At 63.5% G+C, this 13,588-nt stretch carries 13 protein-coding genes; 8 read left to right on the forward strand and 5 right to left on the reverse strand.

Going from position 1 to position 13,588, the window contains the following annotated elements; translation table 11 throughout:
• Nucleotides 1–29: 29 nt before the first annotated feature.
• A complete protein-coding gene (locus KUW17_RS13710) occupies nucleotides 30–1,211 on the forward strand; it encodes a glutathione S-transferase N-terminal domain-containing protein (RefSeq protein ID WP_222480044.1) in 1,182 nt (393 codons plus the stop codon).
• Here the strand turns inward: KUW17_RS13710 and bhcR are convergent.
• Nucleotides 1,208–2,023, reverse strand: a complete 816-nt coding sequence (gene bhcR, locus KUW17_RS13715) for an HTH-type transcriptional regulator BhcR (RefSeq protein ID WP_222480046.1) — start codon at nucleotides 2,021–2,023, stop codon at nucleotides 1,208–1,210. The genes KUW17_RS13710 and bhcR overlap by 4 nt on opposite strands.
• A gap of 198 nt (nucleotides 2,024–2,221) precedes the next feature.
• Between bhcR and bhcA the strand changes: the two genes are divergently transcribed.
• The 5 genes from bhcA to KUW17_RS13740 all read left to right on the forward strand — a co-directional run bounded on the left by bhcA (nucleotide 2,222) and on the right by KUW17_RS13740 (nucleotide 7,204).
• Entirely contained in the window at nucleotides 2,222–3,412 is a 1,191-nt protein-coding gene (gene bhcA / locus KUW17_RS13720; RefSeq protein ID WP_222480048.1) for an L-aspartate--glyoxylate aminotransferase BhcA, read from the forward strand.
• Nucleotides 3,412–4,380 carry a beta-hydroxyaspartate dehydratase BhcB gene (gene bhcB, locus KUW17_RS13725; RefSeq protein ID WP_222480050.1) on the forward strand — a complete coding sequence of 323 codons (969 nt, stop codon included), beginning with the start codon at nucleotides 3,412–3,414 and terminating at the stop codon, nucleotides 4,378–4,380. Before bhcA ends, bhcB begins: the two co-directional genes overlap by 1 nt.
• Before the next feature lie 16 nt (nucleotides 4,381–4,396).
• A complete protein-coding gene (gene bhcC / locus KUW17_RS13730) occupies nucleotides 4,397–5,560 on the forward strand; it encodes a 3-hydroxy-D-aspartate aldolase BhcC (RefSeq protein ID WP_222480052.1) in 1,164 nt (387 codons plus the stop codon).
• 71 nt (nucleotides 5,561–5,631) lie between these two features.
• A complete protein-coding gene (gene bhcD, locus KUW17_RS13735; protein ID WP_222480054.1) occupies nucleotides 5,632–6,597 on the forward strand; it encodes an iminosuccinate reductase BhcD in 966 nt (321 codons plus the stop codon).
• Between the two features lie 94 nt (nucleotides 6,598–6,691).
• Entirely contained in the window at nucleotides 6,692–7,204 is a 513-nt protein-coding gene (locus tag KUW17_RS13740) for an AmiS/UreI family transporter (protein WP_222480056.1), read from the forward strand.
• Between the two features lie 62 nt (nucleotides 7,205–7,266).
• Here the strand turns inward: KUW17_RS13740 and KUW17_RS13745 are convergent, their stop codons facing one another.
• From KUW17_RS13745 to puuE, 3 genes are all read right to left on the reverse strand, one after another.
• Nucleotides 7,267–8,703 carry a uracil-xanthine permease family protein gene (locus KUW17_RS13745; RefSeq protein ID WP_222480058.1) on the reverse strand — a complete coding sequence of 479 codons (1,437 nt, stop codon included), beginning with the start codon at nucleotides 8,701–8,703 and terminating at the stop codon, nucleotides 7,267–7,269.
• Nucleotides 8,704–8,774: 71 nt separating this feature from the next.
• Nucleotides 8,775–9,266, reverse strand: a complete 492-nt coding sequence (locus tag KUW17_RS13750) for an ureidoglycolate lyase (RefSeq protein WP_222480060.1) — start codon at nucleotides 9,264–9,266, stop codon at nucleotides 8,775–8,777.
• Nucleotides 9,263–10,678 (reverse strand): allantoinase PuuE, encoded by a 1,416-nt coding sequence (gene puuE / locus KUW17_RS13755; RefSeq protein WP_222480062.1) that lies wholly within the window; start codon nucleotides 10,676–10,678, stop codon nucleotides 9,263–9,265. Before puuE ends, KUW17_RS13750 begins: the two co-directional genes overlap by 4 nt.
• Nucleotides 10,679–10,827: 149 nt before the next feature.
• Between puuE and uraH the strand changes: the two genes are divergently transcribed.
• Nucleotides 10,828–11,184, forward strand: a complete 357-nt coding sequence (gene uraH / locus KUW17_RS13760) for a hydroxyisourate hydrolase (RefSeq protein WP_174149265.1) — start codon at nucleotides 10,828–10,830, stop codon at nucleotides 11,182–11,184.
• Between the two features lie 79 nt (nucleotides 11,185–11,263).
• Here the strand turns inward: uraH and KUW17_RS13765 are convergent, their stop codons facing one another.
• Nucleotides 11,264–12,172, reverse strand: coding sequence for a LysR family transcriptional regulator (locus KUW17_RS13765; protein WP_222480064.1), 909 nt, complete (start codon nucleotides 12,170–12,172; stop codon nucleotides 11,264–11,266).
• Between the two features lie 104 nt (nucleotides 12,173–12,276).
• Here KUW17_RS13765 and KUW17_RS13770 point away from each other — a divergent pair, with 104 nt between their 5' ends.
• Entirely contained in the window at nucleotides 12,277–13,536 is a 1,260-nt protein-coding gene (locus KUW17_RS13770; RefSeq protein ID WP_222480066.1) for a urate hydroxylase PuuD, read from the forward strand.
• Nucleotides 13,537–13,588 lie beyond the last annotated feature (52 nt).

The following is a 13,588-nucleotide window of genomic DNA, read 5'->3' on the forward strand; positions in this document are numbered from 1 at the left end:
CGCCAAAAGGCATCCGAAGGAGGCACAGTATGACACTCACGATTCACACGATCAGCGGCGCACCCCGTGCCTGGCGGGTCCTCACGGGTCTGGCGCTCAAAGGGCTGAGCTGGGACCAGAACGTGCTGTCAGCATCGGACGGCGAGCACAAGTCGGAACCCTTCCTGTCGCTCAATCCCCGCGGCACGGTCCCGGTGCTCGAATCCGGCGGCAGCGTTATCCGGGATTCCATCGCCGCTCTTGCCTGGCTCGACCGGGCCTTCCCGGAGCGACCGCTGTTTGGCGCAACCCCGGAAGAAGCCGCGGAAATCTGGCAGATCACGATGGAAGCAAGCAGCTATCTGCGCGATGCCTGCCATGCGTTGCTTGCGCCTGTCCTGGTGCAGCGCATTTCTCCGGCCCCCGGCAGCCCTGAAGAAACAGCGCTGAAGACCGCGGCGGAAACCCTGCACAGGGAGTGCCGCTGGCTGGAAGGGTTGCTGGACAGCAGGCCGTATCTGGCCGGGGCTGCGCCGAGCGCCGCAGATGCGGTGGCATTTCCGGAAATCCGCCTGATTCAAAGGGCCGTCGAAACACGCCACGAGGTGATGGAAAGGCTCGGGTTCGGCTTCCCTCCCGATCACTACCCCCGTCTGGCAGACTGGAAAGACCGGATGAGCGCGCTGCCCGGCATGGCCGAAACCCTGCCGCCGCACTGGAACGAGCAGAGCAGCAGCCCTGCCGCGCGGAATTACAAGCGCAGCATTTCCGCCGCCGCCACGCCCGATCAGGCGTTTCATGCCCTGACGCAGGGGTTCGGGGACTGGTGGACTGTGCCGGACAATCCCATTCTGCAGCCCGGCGACCGCGCCAGGTTCACCTTTCCTCCGGGACGCTCCTTCTGGACCTTCGAGGCCAAGCGCCTTGTCCCCGGTGAACTTGTCGAGCTCGAATGCGTCGAGGCGCTGCACCTGCACGAAGGACAGCCCGGCGAGATCCGGACAGAGTGGCTTGGCACACGTGCAATCTGGCGGATCTTCCCGGATCCGCAGGGCTGCCGCATCCGGTTCGAGCATGAAGGCCTCAGACCCAGCCTGCTCTGTTACGGTATCTGCGAGGCCGGCTGGGACCATTTCTTCGTTTCAAGCCTGAAGGCGTTCCTGGACACCGGTCAGGGCACTCCGCACCGCGCCGCAGGGGACGGGCGGCACCAGGTGCAGGCGGCCCGCTAGGCTGACGGCGCCCCCATCCCTTGCGACAGTTTCTGCGCGGCGTCCTTGACCAGGGCGCCGATGCCGTCGATGCCGCCGTCGGGCATCCGCGCAGTGGGGCCGGAGATGGAGATCCCCGCCAGCACCTCGCCCTGCATGCCAAAGACCGGCGCCGCAACGCAGCGCATGCCCTGCGCCTTTTCCTCGTCGTCGAATGACCAGCCGCGGCTGCGGATCTGCGCCAGGTCTTCGCGCAAAGCATCTGCGGAGGTCAGGGTTTTCTCCGTGAACCGCTCCAGTGTGCGCCCGCGCAGGAAGCGGGCCAGCTGGTCCTCGCCGAAACAGCTGAGCAGCGCCTTGCCGATGCCGGAGGCATGCATCGGGGAGGTGGTGCCGGGGGGGAAGAAGGCGCGGATCGATTCATGGGTTTCCACCTGGCTCACGAACATCACGTCGCCGCCGCGTTCGATACCGAGGTTCGATGTCTCGCCGGTGGCCTCCATCAGCTCCCGCATAACCGGCCGCGCCCGTTCGATCACGCTGGAGCGGCGCAGGAAGGCGGAGCCGAGACGGAACGCCATCGCGCCGATGTGCCAGGTCTGGGACTGCGGTTCCATCTCGACAATCCGGCGCGCCTCCAGCGTCGCCAGCACCCGGTACATGGTGGCCGCCGACTGATCGAGCGAGGAGGAAAGTTCCGTCAGCGTCATGCCGCTGGCGCCAGCCAGCGCGTCCAGCACATCCAGTGCCCGGTCAAGCGACTGGATGGTGGCCGGCTGGCTGGCGGAATCAAAGCTTTTGGGGCGGCCCTTGCGGCGCGGCGGCTGGGACATTTTCAGGTCTTTCTAGGCAATTCAAGCAGCAGCTTATCGATAAAACTGAAAATGGATTCTGTACAGTGAAAAAACTAAAGCCTTTGAAATTATGTCATAAATCGCCATTTTTTCAGTTTTTGAAAGCTTTTTTCAAAAAAGTTCCCCTACGGGCGGCTTCCCCTTACAGTGGAGGAAATCGCCACAGGAGGGCACGAAATGAGCTTTCAAAACCCGGTTTTCATCCCCGGTCCGACCAATATGCCCGAAGCGCTGCGCAAGGCAGTGGACATGCCGACGCTGGACCACCGCTCGCCGCTGTTCGGCCAGATCCTGCACCCGGCGCTGGCCGGTGTGAAGAAGGTTCTGAAAAGCGAAACCGCAGAGATCTTCGTCTTCCCGTCGACCGGCACCGGCGGCTGGGAAACCGCGATCACCAATACGCTGAACGCAGGCGACAAGATCCTGGCCGCCCGCAACGGCATGTTCAGCCACCGCTGGATCGACATGTGCCAGCGCCACGGTCTGGACGTCCAAGTGGTTGAAACCCCTTGGGGGGAGGGCCTGCCTGCGGACCGCTACGAGGAAATCCTGACCGCTGACACTTCCCACCAGATCAAGGTGGTTCTGGCGACTCACAACGAGACCGCAACCGGCGTCAAATCCGACATCGCCGCCGTCCGCCGCGCGCTGGACGCCGCAGGCCACCCGGCGCTGCTGTTTGTCGACGGCGTGTCCTCCATCGCCTCGATGGACTTCCGGATGGATGAATGGGGCGTCGATATCGCCGTTACCGGCTCGCAAAAGGGTTTCATGCTGCCGCCGGGCCTGGCCATCGTCGGCTTCTCGCCCAAGGCGATGAAGGCGGCGGAGACCGCGACCCTGCCGCGCACTTTCTTTGATATCAAGGACATGGCCAATGGCTATGCCAACAGCGCCTATCCCTACACGCCCTCTGTCGGCCTTCTGAACGGTCTGAACATGGCTTGTGGTATGCTGCTGGATGAAGGGCTGGAGAATGTCTTTGCCCGCCACCACCGGATTGCCGAGGGCGTCCGCGCCGCGGTCCGCGCCTGGGGGCTGGAGCTTTGCGCCGTGTCGCCGGACGTCTACTCCGACAGCGTCAGCGCCATCCGCACGCCGGACGGCTTTGACGCCAACAAGTTCGTGAGCCTGGCGGCCGAGAAATACGGCGTCGCCTTTGGCACCGGCCTGGGCGAGGTCGCGGGCAAGGTGTTCCGCATCGGCCACCTGGGCAGCCTGACCGATGTGATGGCGCTGTCGGGCATTGCCACCGCCGAAATGGTCATGGCCGACCTCGGCCTGAAAATCCAGCTGGGCTCCGGCGTGGCAGCGGCACAGGACTACTACCGCGGCAACACCGCCTCCAGCGCCAAGGCTGCCGCCTGATGAAGGATACCGCTATGTATATCCCGACTTATGAGGACATGCTGGCTGCGCATGAGCGCATCCAGCCCCATATCCGCCGCACGCCGGTGCGCACCTCTGCCTACCTGAATGAGCTGACCGGCGCCGAACTGTTCTTCAAGTGCGAAAACTTCCAGGAGCCGGGCGCCTTCAAGGTGCGCGGCGCCACCAACGCGGTGTTCGGGCTGGATGAGGCGCAGGCGAAGAAAGGCGTGGCGACGCATTCCTCGGGCAACCATGCCTCCTGCCTGTCCTACGCAGCCATGCTGCGCGGCATCCCGTGCAACGTGGTCATGCCGCGCACCGCACCGCAGGCCAAGAAGGACACCGTGCGCCGCTACGGCGGGCGGATCACCGAATGCGAGCCCTCGACCAGTTCGCGCGAGGAGACCTTTGCCAAGGTGCAGGCCGAGACCGGCGGCGACTTCGTGCATCCCTACAACGACCCGCGCGTGATTGCGGGGCAGGGCACCTGTGCCAAGGAATTCGTGGAGCAGACCGGCGGCCTCGACATGGTTGTGGCCCCGATCGGCGGCGGCGGCATGATCTCCGGCACCTGCCTGACGCTGTCAACTCTGGCGCCCGAAACCAAGGTGATCGCGGCGGAGCCGGAGCAGGCCGATGATGCCTACCGCAGCTTCAAGGCGGGCTACATCATCGCCGATGATGCGCCCAAGACCATTGCCGACGGGCTGCTGGTGCCGCTCAAGGAGCTGACCTGGCATTTCGTCAGCAACCACGTCAGCGAGATCTACACCGCGTCCGATGCGGAAATCATCGATGCGATGAAGCTGATCTGGAAGCACCTGCGCATCGTGATGGAGCCGTCCTCGGCGGTGCCGCTCGCCACCATTCTGAAAAACAAGGACGCCTTCGCGGGCAAACGCGTGGGCCTGATCGTCACCGGCGGCAATGTCGACCTCGACAAGCTGCCCTGGATGAACAGCTAAACTGGGGAATAGAAACATGAACGCACAGACCAAATTCGAAGAACTTGAAGTCGGCTATGACGTCCCGGCAATCCCGGGCATGGACGAGGCTGACATCCAGACCCCGGCGCTGGTCCTCGACCTGGACGCGCTGGAGCGCAACATCAAGAAGATGGGCGACTATGCCAAGGCGCACGGCATGCGCCACCGGGTGCACGGCAAGATGCACAAGTCGGTGGATGTGGCCAAGCTGCAAGAAGAACTGGGCGGCGCGGTTGGCGTCTGCTGCCAGAAGGTGTCCGAGGCCGAGGTCTTTGCCCGCGGCGGCATCAAGGACATTCTGGTGTCTAACCAGGTGCGCGACCCGCAAAAGATCGACCGCTTGGCCCGCCTGCCCAAGCTCGGCGCCCGCACCATCGTCTGCGTTGACGACCTGGACAACGTGGCTGACCTGTCGGCAGCGGCGCAAAAGCACGGCACCGAGCTGGAAGTGTTCGTCGAGATCGACTGCGGCGCAGGCCGCTGCGGCGTGACCACGACTGAGGCGGTTGTCGAGATCGCCAAGGCGGTGAACGCGGCAGAAAACCTCAAGTTCTCCGGCATCCAGGCCTATCAGGGCGCCATGCAGCACATGGACAGCTACGAGGACCGCAAGGCAAAGCTGGACATCGCCATCGCACAAGTGGCCGATGCGGTTGAAGGGCTGAAGGCCGAAGGCATTGAATGCGAGCTGGTCTCCGGCGGCGGCACCGGCTCCTACTACTTTGAATCGAACTCCGGCGTGTACAACGAGCTGCAGTGCGGCTCCTACGCTTTCATGGACGCGGATTACGGCCGCATCCTGGACAAGGACGGCAACCGGATCGACCAGGGCGAGTGGGAAAACGCCTTCTTCCTCTACACGCAGGTGATGAGCCACGCCAAGGCCGACAAGGCCATCGTGGACGCGGGTCTCAAGGCGCAATCCGTGGACAGCGGCCTGCCCTTCATCTTCGGCCGCGACGACGTGGAATACATCAAATGCTCGGATGAGCACGGTGTGGTCTCCGACCCGAACGGCGCGCTGAAAGTGGGCGACAAGCTGCGCCTGGTGCCGGGCCACTGCGACCCGACCGCCAACGTGCACGACTGGTACGTCGGTGTGCGCAACGGCAAGGTTGAAACCGTTTGGCCCGTCTCGGCCCGCGGCAAGGCCTACTGACCGAACCATCCCCGAACTGGCGGAGGTGCGCATGCCGCCCTCCGCCGGCTTTTTGTTGAGGAGAAACAGACATGTATATCGTTCCGGAAAAGGCGATTGCGGACCTGGTGACCCGTGAAGCCTCGTTCGATGCGGTCGAGAAGGTCTTTGCCGCCATGGCTTCGGGAGATGCCTACAACTTCCCCGTGGTGCGCGAGGCAATCGGCCACGAGGACGCGCTTTATGGCTTCAAGGGCGGCTTTGACCGCGCAGGATTGACGCTGGGCCTCAAGGCCGGCGGCTACTGGCCGAACAACCTGGAGAAACGCGGGCTGATCAATCACCAGTCCACCGTTTTCCTGTTCGACCCCGACACCGGCAAGGTGAAGGCGATGGTCGGCGGCAACCTGCTGACCGCACTGCGTACCGCTGCGGCGTCGTCGGTGTCGATCAAGCATCTGGCCCGCCAGGACGCCAAGGTGATCGGCATGATCGGCGCAGGCCACCAGGCCAAGTTCCAGCTGCGCGCGGCGCTGGAGCAGCGCAGCTTCGAGAAAGTGATCGGCTGGAACCTGCACCCCGAAATGTTGCCGAACCTGCAAGAGGTGGCGGACGAGGCAGGGCTGCCCTTTGAGGCGGTCGAACTGGACGGCATGCGCGAGGCGGATGTGATCATCTCGATCACTTCGTCCTTCGACGCGATCCTGAAGGCGGATCAGGTCAGCCCTGGCACCCACATCGCCTGCATGGGCACCGACACCAAGGGCAAGCAGGAAGTGGATCCCCAGCTGCTGGTGGCGGCAGACGTGTTCACCGACGAGGTCGCCCAGTCCATCTCCATCGGCGAAGCGCAGCACGCGGTGGCGCAGGGCCTGATCCAGGAGTCTGATGTCGCCCAGATCGGCGCGGTGATCAACGGCACCAACCCGGGCCGCACCTCGGACGATCAGATCACCCTGTTCGACGGCACCGGCGTCGGCCTGCAGGATCTTGCTGTCGCGGCCTCTGTCGTGGAAGTGGCGGTTGAAAAGGGCATCGCCATCGAGGTCGATTTCTAAGCCCCAGCCAGAAACACATTCTGCAAATATCCGCATAGCGGACCGGCAGGAGAGAGGTGTACCTCTCTCCTGTTTTTCATTGAGGGGCGCAAAAATGTTTCTGGGGTTGAGCCTGCTGGTGGTCGGCGTGGTGCTGTGCCTGAACGGCATCTGGCAGATGGGCCGGATACAGGACCGCGAAATTATCCTGATCAACGCAGTTGCCGCGCTGGTGTTCTTTGCCACGGTTCTGCTGATCGCGCTGGCAGCGCGGCAGCCGGCGGACCTGCTGGATGCGGGCATGACGCTCTTGTTCGGCACCACCTACCTGTGGGTTGCCTACAACCGCGCGGTTGCCTCCAGCGGCGAAGGGCTTGGGTGGTTCAGCGGCTTTGTGGCGCTGACCGCCGTGCCAATGGTGCTGCGGGTGCTGGCGCAGGGTGACGGGCTGTTCGATGTCTGGCTGGCGGGCTGCTGGGCCGCCTGGTCCGGACTGTGGTTCCTGTATTTCCTGAACCTTGCGCTGCGGCGCGGCAGCCCCCGGCTGACTGCCGCGGCGACGCTTTTGTGCGGGATCTTCACCGGCTGGCTTCCGGGGCTGGCAGTTCTGCACGGGCTGGCAGGCTGAAACGAAAGGAACCGGCCCTTTACGGGCCGGCTCCTCTTGCCACTTCATCGCATGTGCCTGCGTCAGGCGTGATCCTCATGCGGCAGCGACCCGCGGCTGTTGCCGCTCATCCCGCCGGAGACTTCCTCAGTCGCTTCATCCGCCAGTTCCTGCGGCAGCACCAGGTTCAGCACGATGGCAATCAGCGCCGCGGGCAGCAAGCCACTGGTCAGCAGGATGCGCGCGGTGTCCGGCATGTGCTGCAGCGCGCCCGGCTCCAGCTGCAGGCCGAGGCCGATGGACAGGGAAATCGCAAAGATCACCATGTTGCGGCGGTTCCAATCCACATCCGACAGCATCGAAACGCCGGCCGCAACCACCATGCCGAACATCACGATCACGCCGCCGCCCAGCACCTCGATCGGCACCGTGCGGATCACCGCGCCCACCTTGGGGATCAGCCCGCAGATGATCAGGAAGATGGCGCCGCAGGTCACCACGTGGCGGCTCATCACGCCGGTCATGGCGATCAGGCCGACGTTCTGAGAAAACGACGTGTTGGGGAAGGCGCCGAAGAAGCCGGCAATCGCAGTGCCGATACCATCGGCATAGGTCGCGCCGGCGATCTCTTCCTCGGTGGCCTCACGGCCCGCGCCGCCCTTGGTCACGCCAGAGACGTCACCGACGGTCTCCACCGCGGAGACAAAGCTCATCAGGCAGAAGCCGATGATCGCGGCGGCAGAGAACTCCACCCCGTATTTGAACGGCTGCGGCAGGGCAAAGGCCGCGGCCCGCTCCCAAGAGCCGGAAACCGCTTCAAATGTCAGCATGCCAGTCATCAGCGCATAGATATAGCCGACGATCAGGCCCAAAAGGACGGCAGAGACCGACAGCATTCCTTTGGTGAAGAACTTGAGGCCAAGGGTCACGAAGATCACCACCAGCGCCGCGGACCAGTTCAGCAGGGAGCCGTATTCCGGCGTCCCGATGGCTGGAACACCGCCAGCAGCGTACTGGATGCCGACCTTGACCAGCGCCAGACCGATCATGGTGACCACCAGGCCTGTGACCAGCGGCGGCAGGGCAAAGCGGATTTTGCCGATCACCGTGCCGAGCAGCCCGTGGAAAATACCGCCGACAATGACGCCGGTGAACAGGGCGGCCAGACCGTCCACGCCCTTGCCCGCAACCAGCGGGATCATGATCGGCAGAAAGGCAAAGGAGGTGCCCTGCACAATCGGCAGCGCTGCACCGACCGGCCCCAGGGTGATGGTCTGCAGCAGGGTGGCGACACCTGCAAACAGCATCGACATCTGAATGAGGTAGAGCAGTTCCGGGAAATCCGGCGAGTTGGAGCCGAAACCGAAACCGGCGGCGCCTGCCACGATGATGGCGGGTGTCACGTTTGAAACGAACATCGCCAGCACATGCTGGATTCCCAGCGGCACCGCCTTGTGCAAGGGCGGTGTGTAATTGGGGTCGCGCAGCTGTGCTGGCGTCCCGATGGAAGTGTCAGCCATGAATGGAATCTCCTGTCGGTCATGGGGATCTTGCCGCTTCTTGTTTTTGTTGGCGGCTTCGAGGTGTGCGGTCAGTCAGCGACCACGGTAAAAGGCTCCTTGAACCAGTGTTCTTCGAGATTGGGCGAGGTGCCGATCCGGTCGACAACGATGTATTGGCCGGGCGCGCCAAGGGGGGCGAGCACCCCGTGCCAGGTGCCCCGGTGCAGGTTGATGGACTGGCCCGGCTGGCTGATAAAGGCCTGCAGGTTGGCCGGCACGCCGCCGTCGTCATCCGCCACCACCACCAGCATCGGCACGCCGCTCACTGGCACAAAGGCCTGGCTGCCCTCCGGATGGCGCTCCACCATGTCGACCTTGTGCGGCAGATGGCGGGCCTTGGCGTCAAACAGGCTGATACCGGCCCGGCCGTCCGGGCCGAAGTCCAGGGCCGCGCGGTCGTGGTGGCGCCCGCACATGCCCTGGTTGATGATCTTGTCCGGCGCGCCCGCAACCTCGATCACGTCGCCATAGGGCGCAAAAGCCGCTGCGGTCAGCGGCTTCGCTGTCAGGCGCCCGCTCACGGCAGCAGATCCTGCAGGCGGAACTGGGCAATGCGCTCGACCTGGCGGCAGGCCTCATCGAACTCGGTCACCCGGTCATTGTGGATACGCCGGTGGAACGCCTCCATGATCGACGCCTTGTTGTGGTCGCGCACCGCGATGATGAAGGGGAAGCCGTGTTTCTCCACGTATTCGGTGTTGAGCCGGGTAAAGGTTTCGCGCTCCTCGTCGGTCAGCATATCAAGGCCGGCGCTTGCCTGTTCCGAGGTGCTCTCGGCAGTCAGGCGGCCCGCGGCGGCCAGCTTGCCCGCCAGATCGGGGTGCGCGGTCAGCACGCCGAGGCGCTCGTCCTCGCTGGCGGTGCGGAAGATCCGGCACAGCGCGTTGTGGACGCCCGCAGCGCAGTCATGCGCCGGGCCCAGCTCCAGGTCAAAAGCGCGGTCGGCGATCCACGGCGAATGCTCGAAGATCGAGCCGTATGCGGAGACGAACTCCTCGCGCGCCATCCGGCTGGGGTGCACGCGGCTTTCGGCCGGGTGGGTTTCCGCCCAATGCTCTGCAATGTCGATGCGGCGCGGGCACCAGACGCCCTCGAACCCCTGGATGTAATCGATGAACCGTTTGAGGCCTGCAATCTTGCCCGGACGGCCCACAAGACGGCAGTGTAGGCCGATGGTCATCATCTTCGGCGCGCCTGCTTCGCCTTCGGCATAGATCACGTCAAAGGCATCCTTCAGGTACTGGAAGAAATGCTCACCCGTGATCCAGCCCGGCGAATTGGCGAACCGCATGTCGTTGGCTTCCAGCGTGTAGGGGATGATCAGCTGATCGCGGCCGCCACTTTCCAGCCAGTACGGCAAGTCGTCGTCGTAGGTGTCGGAGATGTAGTCAAACCCGCCTTCCTCGGCCACCAGCCGCACAGTATTGGCGCTGCAGCGCCCGGTGTACCAGCCGCGCGGGCGCTCCCCGGTCACTTCGGTATGCAAGCGCACCGCCTCGGCAATCGAGGCGCGTTCCTCATCCTCGGCCATGTCCTTGTGCTCGACCCATTTCAGGCCGTGGCTGGCGATCTCCCAGTCTGCATCCTTCATCGCCTGCACCTGTTCCGGACTCCGGGCCAGGGCGGTGGCAACGCCGTAAATGGTCAGCGGAATGTCCGCGCCGGTGAACAGCCGGTGCAGCCGCCAGAAGCCTGCGCGGCTGCCGTATTCATAGATCGACTCCATGTTCCAATGGCGCTGCCCGGGCCATTGCGCGGCACCTGGAATGTCGGAAAGGAAGGCCTCAGAGGCCGCATCCCCGTGCAGGATGCAGTTCTCGCCGCCTTCTTCATAGTTCAGAACAAATTGCACGGCGGCTTTGGCCCCATTGGGCCACTGCGGGTCGGGTGCGCCAGCACCGTATCCGCGCAAGTCACGAGGATAGCGCGTCACGTCAGGTCTCCTGTCTTTTTATTATGTATAGAACAGATAATCCGCTTCGGCTTTCAGTATATTTTTGAAAGAACTTTTTGACTCTTCCTTCTGTATGCAGCGGGCTGAACCGCGCATACCTAGGGAAACGGAATTAAAAGGAGGCTGGCATGGCCGGATTTCTGACCACCCATGTGCTGGACACCGCCCGCGGCTGCCCGGCGGAAGGGCTGAAGATCGATCTCTACCGGATCGAAGGCGATGAGCGCATCCATCTGCGCAGCCTGACCACCAATGATGACGGGCGCACCGACGAACAGATCCTGCCGGCAGGCGAATTTGCAACCGGCACCTATGAGCTGGTGTTCCACGCAGGCGGCTATCTGCGCGCCACCGGCCAGGCCGGCGCTGACCCGCTGTTCCTGGACCAGGTGCCGCTCCGCTTTGGCATGAGCGAGGCGGACAGCCACTACCACGTGCCGCTCTTGCTGTCGCCGTACGGCTACTCCACCTACCGCGGCAGCTGAGCCGCAATACCCAAGATACCTCTCCTCCCGCTTGGCATCTGCCGGCGGTTCCCGTCCCAGGCAACTGGGGCGGGCTTTTTTATTCCGAAGGCAGGGACGCCTGGATGTGGTCCACCATGAAGTCCATGAACAGCCGCACCTTGGGGTCCTGGTGGCGGCGGTGGACATACAGGCAAGCCATCTGGATCGGGATCGGAGGCTCCTCTGCCAGAACCGGCACCAGCCGGCCCGAGGCGAGATGTTCTGAAATCTCAAACACCGGCTTCAGGATGATGCCGTGACCGTCCAGCGCCCAATTGGTCAGAACATCGCCGTGATCCGATTCAAACGGTCCCGTAACGGTCACCCGCTTGACTCCGTCCTGGCTGCGCAGCGGCCATTGGAACTCCGGCGCGCCGGGATAGCGCAGGTTCAGGCAGTCATGCGCCTCCGTCTTCAGTTCTTCGCTGTTTTTCGGCTGGCCGCGCTGCCTGATGTACTCCGGCGCCGCGCACAGCACCCGCGGGCAATCGGCGATCTTGCGGATGCGCAGGTTTGAATCCTCCGGCACGCCCAGAAAAAACGCCGCATCCAGCCCCTCGGCCGCCAGGTCCAGCTTGCGGTCCGACAGCCGCAGCCGGATCGAGATCAGCGGATAAGCTTCCTTGAACTTCGGCACCGCCGGCGCAATCAGCCGCTGCCCCAGTCCCAGCGGTGCGGCAACATACAGGGTGCCGCGCGGGGTTTGGGTGACGCTGCTGATATCGGCTTCCGCCTCATCCACCGCTTCCAGGATCTTGACCGCGCCGTGGTAAAACAGGTTGCCCTGCTCGGTCGGATTGAGCAGCCGGGTGGTGCGCTGGAACAGCCGCACGTTCAGGTGATCCTCCAGCTGCGAAATCCGCGACGACGCCACCGCCGCCGAGATCCGCATATCGCGCGCGGCGGCAGACATGTTGCCGAGTTCATAGACACGGACAAAGGTGCGGATATTGTCGAGATAGGCCATTCACGTATTCTTTGTGTTATTTTGAAACAGCTTGGATTTTTTACCTAATACATGAAAATAACGCCATGCTCTAGTCTCGGGTCAAAGCTTATGAGGAGAGAACAATGGAAGAGCTCGTGATCATGTGGGACTGGCTGGGCTTTGCGGTCCGCTGGCTTCATGTCATCACCGCCATTGCCTGGATCGGATCGTCCTTCTACTTCGTCGCGCTGGACCTTGGCCTGCGGAAGGTTCCGCATCTGCCGGTCGGCGCACATGGCGAGGAATGGCAGGTCCACGGCGGCGGTTTTTATCACATCCAGAAATACCTGGTGGCGCCGGAGAACATGCCGGACCATCTGATCTGGTTCAAATGGGAAAGCTACGCCACCTGGCTGTCAGGGGCGGGCCTCTTGATGATCGTCTACTGGGCGGGCGGGGAGCTGTACCTGATCGACTCCAGCAAGGCCGATCTGGCCCTGTGGCAGGGCATCCTGATTTCCGGCGCATCGCTCAGCATCGGCTGGCTGGTCTATGATTTCCTGTGCAAATCGCCGCTGGGGGAAAAGCCGACCTTCCTGATGGTGCTGCTGTTTGTGCTGCTGGTCGCCATGGGCTGGGGCTACAACCAGATATTCACCGGCCGCGCCGTGATGCTGCACCTGGGCGCCTTCACCGCCACCATCATGACCGCCAACGTGTTCTTCATCATCATGCCGAACCAGCGCATCGTGGTGAAAGACCTGCAGGAAGGCCGCACGCCGGATGCCAAGTACGGCAAGATCGCCAAGCTGCGTTCGACCCACAACAACTACCTGACGCTGCCGGTGGTGTTCCTGATGCTGTCGAACCACTACCCGCTGGCCTTTGCCACCGAGTACAACTGGCTGATCGCGGCGCTGGTGTTCCTGATGGGCGTGACCATCCGCCACTACTTCAACAGCAACCACGCGGGCACCAGCAACCCGACCTGGACCTGGCCGGTGACCGCCATCCTGTTCATCGGCATCATGATCCTGAGCCAGGCGCCGCTGCAGCAGGACACCTACGAAGAGTCCGAGGCGCGGCAGCTGACCAACTCCGAGCAAGTGTTTGCCAGCAACCAGCACTTCGAGGACGTGATGAATGTGGTGCCGGGCCGCTGCGCCATGTGCCACGCGCGGGAACCCTACTATGACGGCATCCGCCGCGCGCCCAAGAACGTGCTGCTGGAGACCCCGGCCGATGTGGCGAAATACGCCAAGGAGATCTACCTCCAGGCCGGTGCCACCCATGCGATGCCGCCTGCCAACGTGACCTTCATGGAGGACGAGGAACGCGCCTTGATCCGCCGCTGGTACGGCAGCGCCTCCAACGACTTGCCGCTGACACTGGCCGCGAACTGACGCAGGACCGCCTGACTTTCTGAATGGCCCCGCCCCCCAGGCGGGGCCTTTT

The organism is Leisingera aquaemixtae (assembly GCF_019801145.1).
Lineage (GTDB): Bacteria > Pseudomonadota > Alphaproteobacteria > Rhodobacterales > Rhodobacteraceae > Leisingera > Leisingera aquaemixtae_A.

Coding starts and splice junctions, on each gene's coding strand:
- KUW17_RS13710 (WP_222480044.1), top strand. CDS start 30: ATGACACTCACGATTCACACGATCAGCGGCGCACCCCGTGCCTGGCGG.
- bhcR (WP_222480046.1), bottom strand. CDS start 2,023: ATGTCCCAGCCGCCGCGCCGCAAGGGCCGCCCCAAAAGCTTTGATTCC.
- bhcA (WP_222480048.1), top strand. CDS start 2,222: ATGAGCTTTCAAAACCCGGTTTTCATCCCCGGTCCGACCAATATGCCC.
- bhcB (WP_222480050.1), top strand. CDS start 3,412: ATGAAGGATACCGCTATGTATATCCCGACTTATGAGGACATGCTGGCT.
- bhcC (WP_222480052.1), top strand. CDS start 4,397: ATGAACGCACAGACCAAATTCGAAGAACTTGAAGTCGGCTATGACGTC.
- bhcD (WP_222480054.1), top strand. CDS start 5,632: ATGTATATCGTTCCGGAAAAGGCGATTGCGGACCTGGTGACCCGTGAA.
- KUW17_RS13740 (WP_222480056.1), top strand. CDS start 6,692: ATGTTTCTGGGGTTGAGCCTGCTGGTGGTCGGCGTGGTGCTGTGCCTG.
- KUW17_RS13745 (WP_222480058.1), bottom strand. CDS start 8,703: ATGGCTGACACTTCCATCGGGACGCCAGCACAGCTGCGCGACCCCAAT.
- uraH (WP_174149265.1), top strand. CDS start 10,828: ATGGCCGGATTTCTGACCACCCATGTGCTGGACACCGCCCGCGGCTGC.
- KUW17_RS13765 (WP_222480064.1), bottom strand. CDS start 12,172: ATGGCCTATCTCGACAATATCCGCACCTTTGTCCGTGTCTATGAACTC.
- KUW17_RS13770 (WP_222480066.1), top strand. CDS start 12,277: ATGGAAGAGCTCGTGATCATGTGGGACTGGCTGGGCTTTGCGGTCCGC.